The 17,701-nt window shown below is 60.4% G+C and carries 19 protein-coding genes; 5 read left to right on the top strand and 14 right to left on the bottom strand.

What is annotated here, in order from left to right:
* Positions 1 to 46: 46 nt before the first annotated feature.
* The 4 genes from repA to ASD31_RS17945 all read right to left on the bottom strand — a co-directional run bounded on the left by repA (position 47) and on the right by ASD31_RS17945 (position 4,695).
* Positions 47 to 1,258, bottom strand: coding sequence for a plasmid partitioning protein RepA (gene repA, locus ASD31_RS17960; RefSeq protein ID WP_413813822.1), 1,212 nt, complete (start codon positions 1,256 to 1,258; stop codon positions 47 to 49).
* A gap of 328 nt (positions 1,259 to 1,586) precedes the next feature.
* The gene (locus tag ASD31_RS17955) at positions 1,587 to 2,297 is read right to left on the bottom strand and encodes a Tim44/TimA family putative adaptor protein (protein ID WP_056336834.1); all 711 of its coding nucleotides are present in this window, start codon (positions 2,295 to 2,297) and stop codon (positions 1,587 to 1,589) included.
* 52 nt (positions 2,298 to 2,349) lie between these two features.
* The gene (gene ctaD / locus ASD31_RS17950; protein ID WP_056336830.1) at positions 2,350 to 3,945 is read right to left on the bottom strand and encodes a cytochrome c oxidase subunit I; all 1,596 of its coding nucleotides are present in this window, start codon (positions 3,943 to 3,945) and stop codon (positions 2,350 to 2,352) included.
* An 84-nt stretch (positions 3,946 to 4,029) separates the two neighbouring features.
* Positions 4,030 to 4,695, bottom strand: a complete 666-nt coding sequence (locus tag ASD31_RS17945) for a 5-formyltetrahydrofolate cyclo-ligase (RefSeq protein WP_156392704.1) — start codon at positions 4,693 to 4,695, stop codon at positions 4,030 to 4,032.
* Between the two features lie 132 nt (positions 4,696 to 4,827).
* On the opposite strand from ASD31_RS17945, the gene ASD31_RS17940 reads away from it, so the two are divergent.
* Positions 4,828 to 5,709 carry a LysR family transcriptional regulator gene (locus ASD31_RS17940; RefSeq protein WP_056337261.1) on the top strand — a complete coding sequence of 294 codons (882 nt, stop codon included), beginning with the start codon at positions 4,828 to 4,830 and terminating at the stop codon, positions 5,707 to 5,709.
* A 31-nt stretch (positions 5,710 to 5,740) separates the two neighbouring features.
* Here ASD31_RS17940 and ASD31_RS17935 read toward each other — a convergent pair whose 3' ends face one another.
* The gene (locus ASD31_RS17935; RefSeq protein ID WP_056336827.1) at positions 5,741 to 5,944 is read right to left on the bottom strand and encodes a hypothetical protein; all 204 of its coding nucleotides are present in this window, start codon (positions 5,942 to 5,944) and stop codon (positions 5,741 to 5,743) included.
* 313 nt (positions 5,945 to 6,257) lie between these two features.
* Between ASD31_RS17935 and ASD31_RS17930 the strand changes: the two genes are divergently transcribed.
* Both ASD31_RS17930 and ASD31_RS17925 read left to right on the top strand, forming a co-directional pair.
* Positions 6,258 to 6,956 carry a CBS domain-containing protein gene (locus ASD31_RS17930; protein WP_162251166.1) on the top strand — a complete coding sequence of 233 codons (699 nt, stop codon included), beginning with the start codon at positions 6,258 to 6,260 and terminating at the stop codon, positions 6,954 to 6,956.
* Positions 6,957 to 7,167: 211 nt separating this feature from the next.
* Positions 7,168 to 9,198 carry a hydantoinase/oxoprolinase N-terminal domain-containing protein gene (locus ASD31_RS17925; protein WP_156392703.1) on the top strand — a complete coding sequence of 677 codons (2,031 nt, stop codon included), beginning with the start codon at positions 7,168 to 7,170 and terminating at the stop codon, positions 9,196 to 9,198.
* A 96-nt stretch (positions 9,199 to 9,294) separates the two neighbouring features.
* Here the strand turns inward: ASD31_RS17925 and rnk are convergent, their stop codons facing one another.
* On the bottom strand, positions 9,295 to 9,711 hold the full coding sequence (gene rnk / locus ASD31_RS17920; RefSeq protein WP_056336821.1) for a nucleoside diphosphate kinase regulator: 417 nt from the start codon (positions 9,709 to 9,711) through the stop codon (positions 9,295 to 9,297).
* A 605-nt stretch (positions 9,712 to 10,316) separates the two neighbouring features.
* Between rnk and ASD31_RS17915 the strand changes: the two genes are divergently transcribed.
* Positions 10,317 to 11,078, top strand: a complete 762-nt coding sequence (locus ASD31_RS17915; protein ID WP_056336817.1) for a pseudouridine synthase — start codon at positions 10,317 to 10,319, stop codon at positions 11,076 to 11,078.
* Between the two features lie 66 nt (positions 11,079 to 11,144).
* On the opposite strand, the gene ASD31_RS17910 is transcribed toward ASD31_RS17915, so the two are convergent.
* The 6 genes from ASD31_RS17910 to ASD31_RS17880 form a co-directional block, all read right to left on the bottom strand.
* Complete coding sequence (locus ASD31_RS17910) at positions 11,145 to 11,465, bottom strand: cupredoxin family copper-binding protein (protein WP_056336814.1); 321 nt, start codon at positions 11,463 to 11,465, stop codon at positions 11,145 to 11,147.
* A 10-nt stretch (positions 11,466 to 11,475) separates the two neighbouring features.
* Positions 11,476 to 11,994, bottom strand: coding sequence for a DUF4142 domain-containing protein (locus ASD31_RS17905; protein ID WP_056336811.1), 519 nt, complete (start codon positions 11,992 to 11,994; stop codon positions 11,476 to 11,478).
* Positions 11,995 to 12,082: 88 nt separating this feature from the next.
* Positions 12,083 to 12,781, bottom strand: a complete 699-nt coding sequence (locus ASD31_RS17900; RefSeq protein ID WP_056336808.1) for an RNA polymerase sigma factor — start codon at positions 12,779 to 12,781, stop codon at positions 12,083 to 12,085.
* Positions 12,782 to 12,899: 118 nt separating this feature from the next.
* Positions 12,900 to 13,088, bottom strand: a complete 189-nt coding sequence (locus ASD31_RS17895; RefSeq protein ID WP_056336805.1) for a hypothetical protein — start codon at positions 13,086 to 13,088, stop codon at positions 12,900 to 12,902.
* Between the two features lie 111 nt (positions 13,089 to 13,199).
* Positions 13,200 to 13,802 (bottom strand): BA14K family protein, encoded by a 603-nt coding sequence (locus ASD31_RS17890; RefSeq protein WP_082520622.1) that lies wholly within the window; start codon positions 13,800 to 13,802, stop codon positions 13,200 to 13,202.
* A gap of 415 nt (positions 13,803 to 14,217) precedes the next feature.
* Positions 14,218 to 14,613, bottom strand: coding sequence for a DUF1236 domain-containing protein (locus ASD31_RS17880; RefSeq protein ID WP_056336798.1), 396 nt, complete (start codon positions 14,611 to 14,613; stop codon positions 14,218 to 14,220).
* Between the two features lie 396 nt (positions 14,614 to 15,009).
* On the opposite strand from ASD31_RS17880, the gene ASD31_RS17875 reads away from it, so the two are divergent.
* A complete protein-coding gene (locus ASD31_RS17875; RefSeq protein WP_056336796.1) occupies positions 15,010 to 15,450 on the top strand; it encodes a hypothetical protein in 441 nt (146 codons plus the stop codon).
* A gap of 17 nt (positions 15,451 to 15,467) precedes the next feature.
* Here the strand turns inward: ASD31_RS17875 and ASD31_RS17870 are convergent, their stop codons facing one another.
* Both ASD31_RS17870 and ASD31_RS17865 read right to left on the bottom strand, forming a co-directional pair.
* The gene (locus tag ASD31_RS17870; protein ID WP_156392702.1) at positions 15,468 to 16,118 is read right to left on the bottom strand and encodes a response regulator; all 651 of its coding nucleotides are present in this window, start codon (positions 16,116 to 16,118) and stop codon (positions 15,468 to 15,470) included.
* Positions 16,115 to 17,515, bottom strand: a complete 1,401-nt coding sequence (locus tag ASD31_RS17865) for a sensor histidine kinase (RefSeq protein WP_156392701.1) — start codon at positions 17,513 to 17,515, stop codon at positions 16,115 to 16,117. Before ASD31_RS17865 ends, ASD31_RS17870 begins: the two co-directional genes overlap by 4 nt.
* Positions 17,516 to 17,701: the final 186 nt, after the last annotated feature.

Here is a 17,701-nt window from a genome sequence, read left to right as displayed (position 1 = left end):
AATTTGATTGAGAAAATTGTAATTTGCACGGCTGTCAAGAATTCTCTCACTTTCGCCCCCATGCCTTATGGACGAGCGTGACGATTTCTCCGTTGACGCCGTTCAGGCATTCCATGGCGCGGTCATAGGTGGAGCGGGTGAACTGGCTGCGCTCGACCTCGTAGAGCGTTTGCTTGGTAATGCCGGCATCGGAGATCGCCGTCGATTTCACCATCTGGTGCTGCAGCATCCGCTTGTTGAACATGGCCTGCATGAAGCCGACCATCTGCGCCTGTGGCCCATCCATCGGCTCATAGCGGGTCACGAGATAGCGGAACCATTTCAACCGGACAGTCGCCCCCGCGCTTTTTATCGATTCGAGAATGCCGCCGAGCATCAGCAGGAACTGGCTCATCGACATGACGTCGAGCATCTGTGGATGAACGGTGATCAGTACCGAGGTAGAGGCAGTCAGCGCCGTGAGCGTGAGGTAGCCGAGTTGTGGCGGGCAATCGATCACCACGACATCGTAGCGATCGTCGACTTCTTTCAAGGCCTTGGAGATGCGGGTAAAGAACAGCCGTCCCTCGGGAGAGCTTTTGTTGGAGGCGGCAAGGGGGGTCTCGTATTCGTATTCCTGAAGTTCGAGATTGGCAGGCACGATATCGAGCCCCGGAAAATTCGTAGGCTGGATGATGTCCTTGATCGACTTGCGCTGGTCATCGTAGCGCAGCGCCTCGAACAGGGAAGGATTCTTGTCCAGTTCGGGCTGGATTCCGTGCAGGGCGGTCAGCGATGCCTGAGGGTCGAGGTCGATGGCAAGGACGCGATGGCCGGTCAAGGCGAGATATTGCGCCAGATGCGCCGTCGTCGTCGTCTTCCCGCTTCCACCCTTGAAATTGACCACGGAAATGACCTGCAGCGCTTCCCCCGCGCGGCGATGAGGAACATAGCGCTTGAAATCAGACCTGCCGTGCTTGTCGAGATATTGCCGCAGTTCGAGCATCTGCTCGGCGGTATAGGATCTGCGGCCCGAACCCGTCACTTCGGGGACAGGCCCCTTTCCTTCAAGGTGAAGCTTCTTGATGTGATTTTGCGACACGCCGATAAAATCGGCGACTTCCACGGACGAAAACCGGCGCAGGCCCTTTTCCGCATTTGGCGGATATTGCTCCATCCGCAGCATGTTGAGCTTGTCGGAAATAAGCTCTCCCTGCTCAAGGATTTCTTCGTCGAAATCCTTGTCTTCCGCGACATTCACATCCGCAACCACGTTCAATTCAGCCACCGTCCTGGAAAAACGCTTTTCCGTGACACATCGCCACTAAAGCGTGATTACTATCGGTGGATTCTCAAAAACCCGCAAGAGATTTTTGGTTAACGCCTCCTTAAAGGCCTGCACAGGAGGCGCGGCGGGCAACGAAGCCCGGTCTGACCGCAAGATCGGGGTATCGTGGACTGAAGCTGCGCAATCGGGGGAGGGGAGGACTCCACCATTGCAGGCAACCCGGCGACAAGCGATGCGACGAAGCGATCGCCAACGCGCTATGACCTCCGCGAGGCGACCGTACCCACGCTCGCAAGCGAGGCAACAGCAAAAGGCCCGCTCATGCGGTTCGGGTCGTTTTGTCGATAATCTTGGCCTTCAGGCTTCTCCGTGGGCTGATCGACGCCTTGGCACCGTCTTTCATCGCAAGGGATTGGGCATTGGACGTGACGGTCAGCCGCCAGGACGGGTCCCGTGATGAGAGATCGCGCGAGAAGGTCCAGATGTCGCAGGTTTCGATGATATGGTTCAAATCACCGGAAATCATCTTGCCGGCTTCGGAGCGTGTCGCCTTGACGATGTCGGTTACGAATCTGACCGTTATGTCAGCCATGCCGTCAACGATACCGGCATCGACAATGGCGGCTTCCTTCTCTCCGACGACGATCAGGTCAAGCGTTTCGCCCCGCTGCCGGCGCTCGTCGATGGCATCGACAAATGCGGTGAGGACATCCGGTCCGACAAGCGGTCCGAGGATCATTTCGTCGCCCGCCGCAAACGCGTCCAGTATGATCTCATGGGCGTTCGCGGCGGCCGCCAGGAAATGTGCCCTGGTGAAATTCCGGTCGGCCTTGCCGATCGCTTCCAGGGCAGCCGGGAGATGGCCAGCCTCCATGTCCGGCTGTGGCGTATCCGGCATGGCGACGCCCTTCTCAGCGGAGTCCTCGTTGCCGGACGGCACCGACTGGCTGGCGAGATTGAAAAGCAGCCAGTAGAAGAGGAAAAGCCCGACAAGATAGAGATTGCTGTTCATATCCATGGCTTCGGTCATCGCTTCTCTCCTTGGAACCGTGTTCATGACCGTTGGTCGACGTACAGGCAGATCAACGGATCAGCGGCAACGAACTGAATTGGTGGTAGGGCGGCGGTGACGACAGCGTCCATTCAAGGGTCGTCGCTCCTTCACCCCAGGGATTGTCGCCCACACTGCGCCTGCGGATAAGGGCTTCCGCGACGGTGACGAAGAAGACGACGAGACCGGCGGTCGAGATATAGGCGCCGATCGAGGAGACGAGGTTCCAGCCGGCGAAAGCATCGGGATAATCGGCATAGCGGCGCGGCATGCCCGCAAGGCCGAGAAAATGCTGTGGGAAGAAGACGAGGTTGACGCCGATGAACATCAGCCAGAAATGCAGGCGACCCAGCGTTTCGCTGTACATGTAGCCCGTCATCTTGGGAAACCAGTAGTAGAAACCCGCGAAGATGGCGAAGGCCGCGCCCAGCGACAGCACATAATGGAAATGCGCGACGACATAATAGGTATCGTGCAGAACGCGGTCGATGCCGGGATTGGCAAGCACGACGCCGGTCACGCCGCCGATGGTGAAAAGCAGCACGAAGCCCGAGGCCCAGAGCATCGGCGTCTTGAACCGGATAGAACCGCCCCACATGGTGGCCAGCCAGGAGAAGACCTTCACGCCGGTAGGCACGGCGATCACCATGGATGCAAAGGCGAAATAGCGCTGTGAATCGAGGGAAAGCCCGACCGTGAACATGTGATGGGCCCAGACGATGAAGCCGATAAGGCCGATGGCGACCATGGCATAGGCCATGCCGAGATAGCCGAAGATCGGCTTTTTGGCGAAGGTCGAGATCACATGACTGACGATGCCGAAGCCGGGCAGGATCATGATGTAGACTTCCGGATGCCCGAAGAACCAGAACAGATGCTGGTAGAGGATCGGATCGCCGCCGCCTTCGGGCGCGAAGAATGTCGTGGCGAAATTGCGGTCGGTCAGAAGCATGGTCACCGCACCGGCAAGCACCGGCAGGGAAAGCAGGAGCATGAAGGCAGTGACGAGCATCGCCCAGGCGAAAAGCGGCATTTTGTGCAGCGTCATGCCCGGCGCGCGCATGTTGAAGATGGTGGTGATGAAATTGATCGCGCCGAGGATCGAGGAAGCGCCGGAGAGGTGAATCGCAAGAATGACGAAATCGACCGCCGGACCGGGCTGGCCGGAGGTGGAATAGGGAGGATAGAGCGTCCAGCCGCCGCCATGGCCCAATGTTCCGGCAGCACCGGGCGAAAAGAGCGAGAGGATGAACAAGACGAACGACGCAACGAGCAGCCAGAAGGAGACATTGTTCAGGCGCGGAAATGCCATGTCGGGGGCGCCGATCATGATCGGGATCATCCAGTTGCCGAAGCCGCCGATCATGGCCGGCATGATGACGAAGAAGATCATCACCAGGCCGTGGCCGCTGACGACGACGTTGAACACGCCGGGATCGTTGAAGATCTGCAGTCCCGGCGTCTGGAGTTCCATGCGAATCAGCACGGAGAGGGCGGTGCCGAGAACCCCCGCGATCATCGAAAATATCAGATAGAGCGTGCCTATGTCCTTGTGGTTGGTGGATAGGAACCATCGGGTGACAAAGGTCGGCCTGTCGTTTTCCGGCGTGGTGCTTGCACGTAACATGACACTCTCTTGCTTTCGCTTGCGGGTCCTGAAGGCGGGATCGAAACAGGGCCGCCTCGCCTCCAGCGGCGGCCGCAACGCAGATCACCCGTCGGTCACGACGAAATCCATTGGAACATCGAAGGGCTGCGGATAGATCGTCCTGATCCGGCTTTCCGCATAGCCGACGCCGATGACCTGCGGTTTCCTCGACATGGCGGCGAGTGTCCGGTCGAGAAGGCCGCCGCCATAGCCGAGGCGATGATCGGCCTCGTCGAAACCGACGCCGGGCGCGACGATGACATCCGGCTGCACGGCAGTTCCGCGCGCCGGAACCAGCATGTCCCAGACGCCGCGCTCCAGTCGGTCTCCGGGCGACCAGAGGGAAAATTCCAGCGGCCTGTTTTTTGCGATGACGATCGGAAGCGCGATCCGCGATCCGCGTTCGAACGCCCGGATCATCCAGTTGCGCAGGTCCGGCTCGCCACGAACCGGCCAATAGGCTGCGAGAATACGTCCGCCGGGCCTGCCGAGCGCCGCCTCCAGTCTGGAGGCGATCCGTTTCGACCTCCTATTTCGCTCATCGGGATCAAGCGCCATGCGTGCGTCGATCAGGCGCTTGCGCTCCGCACGGCGCCAGCGGGCGACGTCGCTGCCGCCGGAGCGGTGTGTGGCAGGCTGAACCCGATAATCGGGCGTCAGTTCGTGCATGAAGCAGGGCGGGGAAGCATATCCGCCTGTCATCTCCTCCAAGTCCTCGTCATTCGACATCAGCAACTCCGTGGCACCGAGCGGTGCCGGCGAACAGGATCATTCGCGACCAGCCTGCTCCCGTTGAAAATAGAAGACAAACGGAATTAAATGCAGCATCAATGCAATAATTTTGCATCGACGGAGGGCGAGATGGATATTGATCGGGCAAGGACCTTTCTTGAAATTGTTCATTCCGGTAGCTTTCTGAAGGCTGCCGACCGGCTGAACGTGACCCAGACCACTGTCAGCGCCCGTATCCGCACGCTGGAAGAGGAACTTGGCCGGCAATTGTTCGTCCGTAACCGCAACGGCGCGCAACTGACGGCGGCGGGACGGGAATTCGAGCGGTTTGCGCTGTCCTTCGTCCAGGTTTGGGAACGGGCAAGGCATCAATTGGCGATCCCGGAGGGGCAGACGAGCGTGATCGCACTGGGCGGCGAGCTCAGCCTATGGAACCCGCTGCTCCTCGATTGGCTGATCTGGATGAAGAAAACCAAACCGGAGATCGCCCTGCGCGCCAATGTCGGCGTGCCGGACCAACTCCTCGAACAGTTGCGCACCGGTGTTCTCGACATTGCCGTACTCTATGCGCCGAAACTGCTGCCCGGCTTTCGAGTCGAACTCATCGAGGAAGAACAGCTGATCCTGGTGCGCACGACCGGCGAGGGGCATATGCCGGCGGACAAGCAGGAATATGTCTATGTCGATTGGGGACCGCTCTTCGCCGCGCAGCACGATGCCAGGTCGACGCCGTTCGGCGAGCCGGGATTATTGGTCGGTCTTGGACCGCTGGGGCTAAGCTATATCCTGCGGGCCGGCGGCATGGGCTATTTCCGCAAGGGTGTCGTGCAGCCTTTCATCGAGGCGGGAGAGCTTGAGGTGGTCGATGGCGCGCCGGAATTCACCTATCCGGCCTATGCGGTCTATTCCGAAAGCAGCCAGGGGCGCACCGATCTCCAGGAAGCCCTGCATGGGTTGAAAAAGGTGGTTGACGCGCCCCGCGGCCCAGGCCTGAACCGGCAGCTTTTTTGAGCCGAGACGGTATTTTCCCGCTTTCCGCGTTTCAGTTCTCGGGCGCGCCGATCAGATAGTCGATCACCAGTTCACGGCCAGCCCTGCTGATGCCCACTCCGGTCGGTCTTTCCACCGCCATTCCAAGAAGGATCAGGCGCGCTGCCATGTCTTGGGAAAGAGCAGGGTAGGGGCCGCGGTTCATGCGCTTGAGAGCCGTCTGCTCATCGGCGGTGAGATCGTTCCACGCTGTCATGGCAAGTCCTTGAATATCGGTATCGGCCTATAGGCCAGATCATCATCATCTTTGGCATTTTGCGTATTGACTGCAAGAAAATTGCGCTGAACCCAAAGTAAATTTCATTTGCCTTGTTCTCAAGCCGGGTGAATGATTGAATTCGGCGAAATCGCAAGATCCGGCGACGAGCCCGAGGCGATAGGGCATCGGGCGCATGACGGCGTCGCCAGCCTGGCCGATCGTCATTACGAGCCCGGCAAAAGGGAAGCGCCTTCAAGTCACATCTGTCCGATCCACGCCATGCACCGCGAACCGGAAGAAAGGGAACAGAATGTTGATCGCAAAAGATATCATGTCGCCGTCTGCCGTTTCTGTAGGGTTGGACAGTACGGTGGCGGATGTGGCCGATATTCTCGTATCGCATAAAATCAGCGGCGTCCCCGTCATCGACCGGGGCGTGCTGTGCGGAATTGTCAGCGAAGGAGACCTGCTCCGCCGGATGGAAATCGGCACGGACCGGCATTTTCGCCCCTGGTGGCTCCGCCTCTTCAAGGGCAATGCCATTCTCGCCGCCGATTATATCAAGGCCCATTCCGTGCATGTCTGCGACGTGATGACGTCCGACGTCGTCACCGTCACCGAAGCGACGACGGTGGTCGATATCATCGATCTCCTGGAGCGCAAGGGAATCAGGCGCGTGCCGGTGTTGCGAAACGGACAGGTCGTCGGCATCGTCTGCAGGGCGGATCTCGTCAAGGCAATCCTGGTCGCCGAAACGCCACCGCATCCGGCCGAGATGAATGACGACAACCGCATTCGGGCAGAGATTCAGGCCGCGCTCCGGTCCGAATCCTGGCTTTCGGAGGAAAATTCGACAGTGACGGTCCATAACGGGATCGTCACCTTCTGGGGGGCCTACATAACGGATGAAGAGCGAAAAGCCTCGCATATCCTGGCGGAAAATATCGCCGGCGTTCGCGCTATCGATGATCATCGCACGCCATTGGCGATCCCTTACGGCATGATGTAGACACGGACCCGAATGAACGCCGGAATCCCTCGAAAGCCCGGCCGCCAAGGGCGGTGGCGAAGCGCCGAAAGTCCCGGGAGCGCTCTGTTTTGTCGCGCCGACGGCCACGTCCGTCCGCCGCTGCCGTAGATCTTTCCAAGATGCGGCTGATGCGCGCCGGTGCGCGTGCAAATACTCTCCTCCCGATAAACGGACCAAGCGGACATCCATGATGATGGTGAATGAAACTGGGGCTCCCCTCTATCTCGGTATCGATACCGGCGGTACCTATACGGATGCCGTGCTTTGGGGAGACGATATAGGCATTATCGCCAAGGCAAAATCGCTTACGACGCGACATGACCTTGCAATAGGCATCGCCGGCGCGGTCGATGCAGTTCTGGCAAGCACAGCCGTCCAGCCCAGGAGCATCAAGCCCAGGGACATCAAGCTGGTCTCCATCTCCACGACGCTTGCAACCAACGCGCTTGTCGAAGGGCAGGGCGGACGGGTGGGCCTGGTCATGGTCGGCTTCAACCGTGAGGACCTGTCGCGCGATGGCCTGGCCAAAACGCTTGGTTCCGATCCTGTCGTCTTCTGTCCCGGCGGACATGACGTTCACGGCAATCCGAACGATCTTGTTCTCGACAATCTGGAGGCCGTCTTGCCGGTCCTGGCCGAAACGGTATCGGGTGTCGCGATTGCCGCCTATTTCGCGGTTCGCAATCCTGAGCATGAACTCAGGATACGCGACATCGTCCGCGAGAGGACCGGACTGCCGGTGACCTGTTCGCACGAACTGACCTCCAAGCTCGGCGGCCCGCGCCGGGCGCTGACGACCCTTCTCAATGCCCGCCTTGTCTCCATGATCGGCCGGCTTATCGATGCCACCGAAGGCTTCCTCGGCAAGCGGAACATCACGGCCCCATTGATGGTCGTGCGCGGCGACGGTGCGCTGGTGACGGCGGAATTTGCCCGAACACGCCCGATCGAGACCATCCTGTCGGGGCCGGCGGCAAGCCTGGTCGGCGCGCGGCACCTGACCGGCCGCGACGATGCCGTCGTCACCGATATCGGCGGCACGACGACCGATATCGGCATACTGGACGGCGGCCGGCTTCGTCTGGACCCCGAGGGCGCGATGATCGGCGGGATGCGGACAATGGTGGAGGCGATCGCCATCCGCACATTCGGGCTGGGCGGTGATTCCGAAGTGAGGCTCGACGAACATGCGCTTACGCCGTCGATCCTGCTTGGCCCCCGCCGTCTCGTTCCCCTGGCGCTTGCCGCCATGAAACATGGTGATGTCATCCGCAAAAACCTCACGCGTCAGCGGCTCAGTCCGACGGTGAACAGGCTCGACGGTCGCTTTGCCGTGCGGGTGGGCGTGCCGGAACGGCTGGCCAGCGGGCTGACGGCCACCCAGGGAAGACTTTACCAGGCCCTGTCCGATATCCCGGTTGCGCTCGACAAATTGCTGACATCGACCTCGCAGATCGCCACGCTGGACCGGTTGGTGGCGCGCGGGCTGGTGCAGATCATCGGCTTCACACCATCGGACGCGGCTCATGCGCTGGGCAGGCAGGACAATTGGGATAGCGCCGCCGCACGCCTGGGCGCCGAGCTGTTTGCCCGCAAAAGGGACGCCCAGGGAAATCATGTCGCGGAGGATGCCGCGGGCTTTGCACGAAAGGTGCTCCAAGCGGTGACCCGCAGGTCGGCGGAGGCGGTGTTCGAGACCGTCTTTGCAGAGGATGGGCTGGATGGCGAGGTCTCCGTTGCCCATCCGGTCGTGCAGCGGGCGGTGAGCAGGCAGGAGGGCATCGCGCGCCTGTCGATCGCACTCGACCGGCCGGTGGTCGGCCTCGGGGCCTCCGCGTCGCTCCATTATGCCGAACTTCCAGCGCTCGTCGGAACGGAATGCCTGGTCCACGAACACGCCGACGTCGCAAATGCGCTTGGTGCCGTCGTCGGACAGGTGCGGATGTCGGCGACGGCGCGCGTCAGCCAGCCGGAGCCCGGCCTTTACCGGGTCAATTCAGGGGAAGCGCTTGACGATTATGACAGCGAGGCCGAAGCCATGGACGCTGCCGAAATGCACGTCCGCCGGATGTCCATCGACCTTGCCGAACGGGCCGGTGCCGATCTGCCCCGCATCGAGATCGCCAGGGACGTTGACGTGGCCGAGATCGACGGCGAACGCAGTTTTATCGAGGCAAGACTCGTGGCAACGGCGACCGGCCGGCCCCGCATCGCCTCCTGAACCGATCGTCGGCGGCGAAGCCTTCGTGAAATCAGGGCAGGAGAGGGGAAGCCGGCGCTTGGTGCGCCGGTGGCCATATCCCGAAAGTTCTACGAGTTATTCCGCCGCGGCATCATTCCGCACATTGAGAACGGTCAGGCGATGACGCCGTTCATCGCGGGCGGTCCATTCGATCGACTGGCCTTCCGTGAGGCCGATCAACGCCGTTCCGATCGGCGTGAGAATCGAGATCTTGCCTTGGGCGATATCCGCCTCGCCGGGATAGACGAGCGTGACGCGGCGCTGGCCGTCGTCCGCTGCATATTCCACGGCAGACCCCATCTGCACCACATTGGCGGGCATCGTCCGCTGCGAGACGATTTTCGCCCTGTCCAGCTCGCCCAGAAGCTCATCCGCCAGTTCCGGCATGCGGTCGGCTACGGCGGAGGCAAGCCCGCTCAGCCGCTTTTCGTCGACATCGCTGACAACGATCTTCGGTTTGGCGTGATGGAGGGTCGATTTGCTGTTTGCCATTGTTCTATTCCTGACGTCTCCCCGCAATAGGCTTGCCGGAGACATCTGTTCGACTGGATTGTGATAGTGACTGGTCCGCTCGCCGTTCAAAACCGATGATGCGGAAACGCTCTGTCGCGAGAAGTCCGATAATGACGCCGCCCCCGTCCAGGGAGAATTTCTGCCGGGCCGGGGTTACAAGCCTACGGCGGGAAATACCCGATAGGCAAAAGCAAGCAGATTATGGACAGGTGTCGGTTTCATGATGTTAGCTTGGCGGATTTGACGATATTGTCAAGTCGAACCGATCGCGGCCTCCTGCTTGACTTCGGGAATGCTTCGCTTACATGACCGCACGAAATCGACGGCCTCTAACCATGCTGGCAACGGGCAAACTATTGAAATGGGCAGGCAGCCGACATCTTGAAGACGCATCCGGCCCTGCGCCCGGGTCTGCCAGGAATTTATTGAATGTCCAATCCGACCACGCAGTTGCGCCCGGCACAATTCGCGACCACTGGCTGCGATATCAGCCGGTATCCATGAGTTCTCGCCAAATGGTGCGGGGCCGCGAGGGATATCTCGGCGGCATTCGCACCGGCGGCCCAATATCGGAATCTTGAGCCTTGGCCAGACCGACATATGACGACAAGGCCCATCGTGCTACGATTTGCCGCGCACTTTCAAAGCTCGGCCATTGCTCCCGCACCCAGGCGGAGGCGCTGGTTGCCGAAGGCCGCGTCTCGATCGGCGGAAAGCCTGTCACCGATATCCTGACATGGGTCAATGTCCAGTCGGACGCGATCATGGTCGATGGCGTGCGGGTCGTTGCCGAAGAAAAAATCTATCTGATGCTGAACAAGCCGCGCGGCATGGTCACGACCCGGATCGATCCCGAGGGCCGGCCGACCGTCTTCGACTGTCTCAGGCATCTGGACGATACCTACCTGTCGCCGATCGGCCGCCTCGACAAGGCAAGCGAGGGGCTGCTGCTTTTCACCAATGATACCGTGCTGGCCCAACGCCTGCTCGACCCCGTCACCGATGTGGGCAAGATCTACCACGTCCAGGTGAAGGGCCAGATTGCGGACAATATCTGTACCGCGCTCTGCACGGGAATGGTCGAAGGCGGCGAAGCCCTGGAAGCGGCGGCCGCACGGATCCTGCGGCAGGGGGAAAAAAACGCCTGGCTCGAAATCGAATTGCGCCAAGGCCGCAATCGGCAAATCAGGAGAATGCTTGCCACCCTGGATCTGGAGTGCCTGCGGCTCATCCGGGTGGCGATCGGCGACATGGCACTCGGCGACCTGCCGAAAGGCTCGGTACGGTCGTTGACCACGGATGAAATCCGAAGGCTGCGGCGGCGGGCAGGGCAGACGGTTGCCTGATATCAAACCGGGAGACTTTCCAGGGAAAAGCCTCCCGTTTCTCGGACGGACGCCTCAAAGACATTCCTATTTTGCCCGCGCCACGATCCGGCCCCGCATATTGGGGTGATAGCGGCAATAATAATCGAGCGTACCGGCCTCCTTCACGACGATGGAGGCCGATTTTTTCGCCGGAATGCGCACGTCAAAGCCGCCTTCGACGGTGGCGGTATGCTCCATCACGTCCCTGTTCACCCATTCGATGGTATCGCCGACCGCCAGGCTGATTTCAGCAGGGGTGAAAACAAGCTTGTCGATAACGACTTTCATCGTGGCGGCCTGGGCGGGCAGTGAGGCCAGCATCATCGCCACCCCGCCGAGCATTGCCGTTCGCATGATCATGGGCATGGCGGCACACCTATTCCAGCATGGTTGCGACATGTTCGGCATGCTGCTGGTGTCCCTGGAAGAGCTTGAGGCCCGTTTGGAGCAGGTCCTTGAGTTCGGCATTCTGCGCCGAGGGAATAAGGAGCGTTTCGAGCGCGCCGTTGACCTGCTTGTGATAGGCGATTTCGTTTTCGACATAGGCCTTGTCGAAGGCCGCGCCATCAAGCTTTGCCAGTGCATCGCGCTCCTTGGCGGCGGCCTGCGTCAGGGACTGGCTGGTTGCATTGTCTTCCGGCGTCACCTTGAGCTTTGCGACGAGATCAAGCGCCTGCTTGTTGACGGCCTCATGGTCGCGCAGCATGTCTTTCGCGAATGCGACGACATCCTCGTTTTTCGACATCTTGACCGCCAGATTGGCGGCCTCGATGTCGATGACGCCGGCCGTATAGGCGATGTGGGCGATCTGGGGGTCGCTCGGGGCATCCTGGGCAAACGCGGCGGGGCTGAGAAGGCAAAATGCGGCGAAGATCGTGCTGATACGGACGGACATCTGATTGGCTCCTTTGTACCGACGCCAAGGGCTGCCGGTATTTTGTTGACGCCTGTTCGATGCCCCAGCGAGACGAATGTTCCCGATTTTATTCCTTAAAACCAAGCTGGTTCATCACTTTCGCAGTGAGCCGTTCGCAGCGCCAGCCGGCAAAGGGAAAGGCATCCAGCAGCACGGGGCCGATCTGATTGTCGATATGCCGGCGCAAGAGGACCCTTGCGCGATGAAGCCGCGTGCGCGCGGTTTCCGGCTTGATGCCGAGAAGTGCCGCCGTTTCCTCGACGCTCATGCCCTCGATCACCCGGGCGATGAACACCATGCGGAAATGATCGGGCAATTCATCCATGGCGTCTTCTACAAGCTTCAATATCTGCCGCTGCGCCATTGTCTTTTCCGGATCGTCCGAGGCCGTGCCATAGGGAAACTGCAGGATGTCGGCAATCGGCCCGCTGGCGACCGCCTTGCGCTGCCGGGCCGCTTTTCGCAGCCTGCCGAGCGCCTCGTTGAGGACAATCCGGTGCAGCCAGGTCGAAAGAGAGGCTTCGGCCCTGAACTTATCCAGGTTCCGAAAGGCGCGGAGATAGGCTTCCTGAACGACATCCTCGGCGACACCGTCGTCCCGGACCACGCCGCGGGCAATTCGGAAGAGCCGCTGATTGTGCCTCGCCATGATCGCGCGAAAGGCGGCGGGCTCATTGCGAAGCGCGCCTTCCAGCAAGTCTCCGTCCGTGATGTCAATATCAGCCAGGCGATGCGCCGTGGCTGCCGCTGGATCGTGCTGCTTCATTTTTTCCTCCGTTCAGTGATTGGATCACCGAAGCAAAGAAACGTTCCCATGTTTTTTTGAACTGTTCCGAAAATATCGCCAGTGACGACGATATCCATCCTATCAAGCGGCTATCCGTTTACTTGGAACCCGACTTGGCGCGTTTTGCGGCCATCAGCAGATCAAGCTCGATCTTCGATGGGCCGAAGCGCGTAAACAAATCTGTCGCTTCTTCCGGATCGATATCATATTTTTCGATAAACGCCTCAAGGGTATAGGCTTCGCCTCCAGCCCGGCGTTTCCGCTCTACATGCTTGATTTCCGTCATCGTCCTGTCCCATCTCATCCGGGAAGAGAAGGGCGGACACCTGCTGAAAGTTCCATTCCGTCGATTGAAATGGTGTTCCTTCATGGCGGTCGGCGTGGAGCCGGCGAGAATTCAGCCGTGGGGCGAATGGCATTGGCGACGGCCGCCGCTATAGGACTGGTAGGAATTGTCTTCTGGCCGATAGGACCGATAGTGGTTGGCGCACCAGGCGGCATGGGGATCGTCGACGAAGCTTGCGCTCTCTCCGCCGGCAACCTCCACCTCGCCAGTGTCGGCGGACATGAGCGGAGAGGCGCATTGGCGGCGAGGCCCACTATAGGGCTGGTAGCTATTGTCGTCGGCGCGGTAGGATCTGTAGCGGTTCTGGCACCATTGCACATGAGCCTCGCCGAAAACCGGGATTTTCTCGATCGCACTCGTGACTAGCGTCCGGTCGATAGTCGGCTCTTCCGCCTGGGCGGTAGAAGCCTGTTCGACGATCGCCGGCATTTTCCAGTCATGCTCGGCGGCCTGGATGGGGGCGGTGCGCGGCGGAAGGCGCTCGTAGGTCTGGGCAGCGGGATCGATGCGCACCGGCCGCGTCGTCCAATGAGACGACATGTCGATATTGGAAAAAGGATGGGCAACCGGCTCCGCCAGAAGCCAGGATGCGATGCCCGCACTTCCCATAAGCACCGTCAGGGATAAGGTGAGCTTCAGCAAAAGCGCGATCATCGTCTTCAAGGCCACACTCCTATTTCAAATCCGTTCGACCATCATTGCCGGGACGTGAGCTGTGGCGTGAGAGGCACGAAGACGTTTGGCCGATGATCTGTCGGCGCTATCGTTCCGGATGTCGCCAGGAACAGGGAAATTGCCGCCATCGCCAGGACCAGGAATAGCAGTGGCCCGGCGATGGGGAGGCTGGGTTTGGATGAGGAGTGATCGAAGGACATTTGACGCCTCTTTTCCGGCAGTTGCGCTTCCTGAAGCCGGCCCGGCTCAGGCAAGCCCGATGAAAGACAAGATTGCACCGATGATGACGATCGCTCCGACGAGCCAGACTATACTGTTCATTTCGCTTCTCCTTGTCAGGGTTTGCCGGCTTGTCCGGGAAGCGCGAATGCGCAACCCGAACAATCCGACGGCTTTACTGCACGACCTGAACGACGGTTCGCGTCTGCGGGTCCACGATCACGCGCTGCTCGTTGACGATGGTGTAGGCATAGCGGGGGTCCTCGGCGACCGGCGTCAGGACCACCTCCTGCGGAACGGGTTTGCCGACCACGATCGGTTGCTCCACGACGACGGAATGGGTCACTGGCTGCTGCTGCACATAGGTGACGACCTGGGTCGGCGGCGGATCAAGGGCTGTACCGGCGATCGCGCCGACAACACCGCCAACCGCGGCACCGACCGGACCACCGACAATCGCTCCCGTGACGGCGCCGCCGGCGGCGCCGTTGACCGTTCCCTCCTGGGCGGAGGCAGCGGTGCCCAATGCTCCCAGCATCGCGGCGCTTAGGATAATCAATGTCCTGTTCATGACATGCTCCTTTTCTTACACATGGGTCATTCCCGGGAGCACAACGCCAGAGCAGGCGCACCGTTCCGCCATAGGGCCTCAGTCCATTCAGGCCCGGACCTATGCCCTGGTTGTGTGGGACCAAGGTCCTATATGTGCGAACGCAAAGGTCTCTCCCTGCAGGTTTTGAAGAGACTGGAGGACACGCGAGCTTGACTTCCCTTCGGCAAATGATGGGAATGGAGACTGACTGCGCAAACGCGACGCGTATGCCCGGCAATTGCGACCAGCTTGCCGATGGCAACCGAATGGCGTTTATCGTCACAGGAGATTTCGTCGAGGTCGGCAAGGCCGCCAGCCGGCGCTTTGCTTTCCATGATTGTCCCGTGATCGGGATCGGCATTGCCAGGAGGCAACATGCTCTCGCGTAGAAAGATCACGACGCTCTTCTGGTGTGCGCCGGCGATGATCGCCCTCATGGCGTCGCCGCTGCATGTCCGGATTGACGGCACATGGACACTGGAGCTTCAAGCCGCGTTTGCCAAGGATAACGGCGGCCGAGGTGGCAATGGCAATGGAGGCGGGAAGGGCGGCGGACAGGGGAACGGCAACGGTAGCGGCAACGGGAGTGGCAAGGGTTCCAGCTCCCGAAGCGACGGAGCCAGGGGAAACACGACCGGCGCAAAGGGCAAAAATGCCTCCATCGATGACGCGTCAGTCGAAGTCCGCCATGTGGAAGGCATCACCGAATTCCTGCGAAACGGCCGCTACGTGATGAAGGATGCCAAGGGCCGCACCATCATCAACCGGAAAGCATCCCGCGCCGACCGAAACCGGTTGAACGCCTTTCTCCGCTGAGCATCGCGCAGGGCCTATTACCTGCCGTCCGACGCATTTCTCAAGAGCATGGCGGCTTCGGTCCTGTTGCTCGCACCGAGCTTTGCCAGAATATGCGTCATGTGATGCTTGACGGTCTTCTCGTGAAGATCGAGCTGGAGAGCGATCCGCTTGTTGCTCAAGCCCTCGGCCACCAGATGCAGGACCTCCTGTTCGCGATTTGTCAGTTCCGCAAAGGGATCGGGCCGCTTTGCCTGGCCGGATACCGCCGAGAGGTCCGATAGCAATCGGGCGGACAGGCCGGGCGCCACATAGGTCTCGCCGGCGGCCACCATGCGGACGATCTCGGCCAGGGCGCGGGAGCCGACGCCCTTCAGCACATAGGCCTTGGCGCCCCTTTTGAGGGCATTCATCACGTCATCGCCGCCCTCTGAGACAGTCAGCATGATGATCCTCTGCTCCGGTACCTTTTCGAGGATCGGCTGGATGGCGTTCAGTCCCCCACCAGGCATGGAAATATCCATCAGCAGAATATCCGGGCGGTGCTGGTCGCAGATCCCGATGGCCTCATCCATCGAACTTCCTTCCCCGACGATCGCAAAACCGGGGATTTCCGAGAGGATACGCATGACCCCTTCGCGAAAAAGCGGGTGATCGTCGATCACCGCAATCCTGATCTGTTCCATCACGCTGGCTCCAACTCATCCATATTCAATGACATGCGGATCACCGTCCCCCCAGCCGAACTCTCGAGGTCGAAGTGTCCGCCGAGGCTCTCGATCCTCTCGCGCATCCCGGCCAGCCCGAGGCTGGTGGGCTTGACCTGGGCGGGATCGAAGCCGGGCCCGCTGTCTGCGACGACAATGGTGATGCGCCCGTCCTCGAATGTCTGGGTAACCGTCTGCCCGATGCCGCCGCCGTGGCGAAACCCGTTGTAGAGCGCCTCCTGCACGAACCGATATATGCAGATTTTCGCGGCCAGCGGAACCTTGGGCGGCGTGTCGGAAAATGAAGCTTCGACCTTGACGTCGGTACGCCGGCGGTGTGCCTGCACGGCCCGATCGAGGATTTCGCCAAGGTCGGCTTCCTCGATCTGCGGCAGGACAAGCCCGCCGCAGATATCGCGGATTTCGCGCAGCGCGTCATCGAGGCAGGCCTTGATGGAGGCGATTTCCCTGTCTCGCGCCGACCCCGGGGACGAGGGGTTGCTGAGGATTTCACCGTCGATCCGCAATGCCGCCAGTGCCACGAGCTGCGCCGGCCCGTCGTGAAGATCGGCCCCTATGCGTCGCAGATAGCGTTCATTGAGTGCAGCCGTTCGCTGCGAAGCGCGCTGTACCCGCAGATGCAGGAGATTGTTCTGCGTAACGAGATGGGACAATTCATCGACCCGCCGTTTCAGGGCTTGCCGCTGTCGGTCGATCGTCCGGCTTCCACGGAAGACGAGGGCCGACAAGATCAGGAAGAACGAGAGGGTGAAGAACGATACCGCCAGCCAGCTTCGAAGCCGCGCCTGGATCAGACTGTGCTGGAAATCATCGGCGATTTCATAGAATTCCGATACCGCCACGACCTCGCCCGACCAGGGTTGCAGGATCGGATTGTAGATTTCCAGCAGCGGCTGGCCGCTGGCCTTTTCCATCTCGCTGCCGGTATCGTCGGCCCGGTTGAACTCTGCGACCATCTTGCCGGAAAACGCCGTCTTCAGATCTTCGCTCGGCTCGAACCGCTTGCCGACCAGTTCCTTGTGGTTGGAATAGAGGATCGTTCCATCCGCCCGCCACAGCCTGAACGACATCAGCCGGCGACCCAGCGCACCCTGTCCCAATGTTTCGTCGAGCGCCCTGGAGATCGTGTCGCCAAGCACTTCGCTCGTCTGCATGTCCGGAAGCAGCGGCGCGATGACGCTATCGACATAGAGTGCCGTCGCGGCGGCCGAATTGCGCGTTACGGCAACTTCGATCAGATGCGTCACGAAGGCGCCGACGATGATGGCGGCAACCAGCGATACGGCTCCGCCTGCCAGCAGGAATTGTTGGGCAAGGGACGCGGAACCGTAGCGCTTAAGACGTTCAAACACTCGCACCAATATCCTTTGTCGGCGATAGGCGATGCCAAACGGGATATCGTTCGGCCGTGGCGCGGTAAGTATCGCGGACGGCCCCAAGGTCAATGTTCGGTTGTCCGTTCCTTGCCGCCCGCCGAAGCCTCGAAAACTCATGACGGCGACGGTGGTGTCTCCCCTTCACTGGATGGGCAGGTCCTGTGTTCG

Origin of the sequence: Rhizobium sp. Root482 (assembly GCF_001426565.1) — a bacterium.
Lineage (GTDB): Bacteria > Pseudomonadota > Alphaproteobacteria > Rhizobiales > Rhizobiaceae > Pararhizobium.
This window is presented reverse-complemented; position numbering and strand designations above follow the sequence as displayed.

Coding starts and splice junctions, on each gene's coding strand:
- rnk (WP_056336821.1), bottom strand. CDS start 9,711: ATGGCAAACAGCAAATCGACCCTCCATCACGCCAAACCGAAGATCGTT.
- ASD31_RS17905 (WP_056336811.1), bottom strand. CDS start 11,994: ATGTCCGTCCGTATCAGCACGATCTTCGCCGCATTTTGCCTTCTCAGC.
- ASD31_RS17900 (WP_056336808.1), bottom strand. CDS start 12,781: ATGAAGCAGCACGATCCAGCGGCAGCCACGGCGCATCGCCTGGCTGAT.
- ASD31_RS17930 (WP_162251166.1), top strand. CDS start 6,258: ATGTTGATCGCAAAAGATATCATGTCGCCGTCTGCCGTTTCTGTAGGG.
- ctaD (WP_056336830.1), bottom strand. CDS start 3,945: ATGTTACGTGCAAGCACCACGCCGGAAAACGACAGGCCGACCTTTGTC.
- ASD31_RS17945 (WP_156392704.1), bottom strand. CDS start 4,695: ATGTCGAATGACGAGGACTTGGAGGAGATGACAGGCGGATATGCTTCC.
- ASD31_RS17890 (WP_082520622.1), bottom strand. CDS start 13,802: ATGATCGCGCTTTTGCTGAAGCTCACCTTATCCCTGACGGTGCTTATG.
- ASD31_RS17925 (WP_156392703.1), top strand. CDS start 7,168: ATGATGGTGAATGAAACTGGGGCTCCCCTCTATCTCGGTATCGATACC.
- ASD31_RS17875 (WP_056336796.1), top strand. CDS start 15,010: ATGCTCTCGCGTAGAAAGATCACGACGCTCTTCTGGTGTGCGCCGGCG.
- ASD31_RS17880 (WP_056336798.1), bottom strand. CDS start 14,613: ATGAACAGGACATTGATTATCCTAAGCGCCGCGATGCTGGGAGCATTG.
- ASD31_RS17940 (WP_056337261.1), top strand. CDS start 4,828: ATGGATATTGATCGGGCAAGGACCTTTCTTGAAATTGTTCATTCCGGT.
- ASD31_RS17955 (WP_056336834.1), bottom strand. CDS start 2,297: ATGACCGAAGCCATGGATATGAACAGCAATCTCTATCTTGTCGGGCTT.
- ASD31_RS17895 (WP_056336805.1), bottom strand. CDS start 13,088: ATGACGGAAATCAAGCATGTAGAGCGGAAACGCCGGGCTGGAGGCGAA.
- ASD31_RS17935 (WP_056336827.1), bottom strand. CDS start 5,944: ATGACAGCGTGGAACGATCTCACCGCCGATGAGCAGACGGCTCTCAAG.
- ASD31_RS17910 (WP_056336814.1), bottom strand. CDS start 11,465: ATGCCCATGATCATGCGAACGGCAATGCTCGGCGGGGTGGCGATGATG.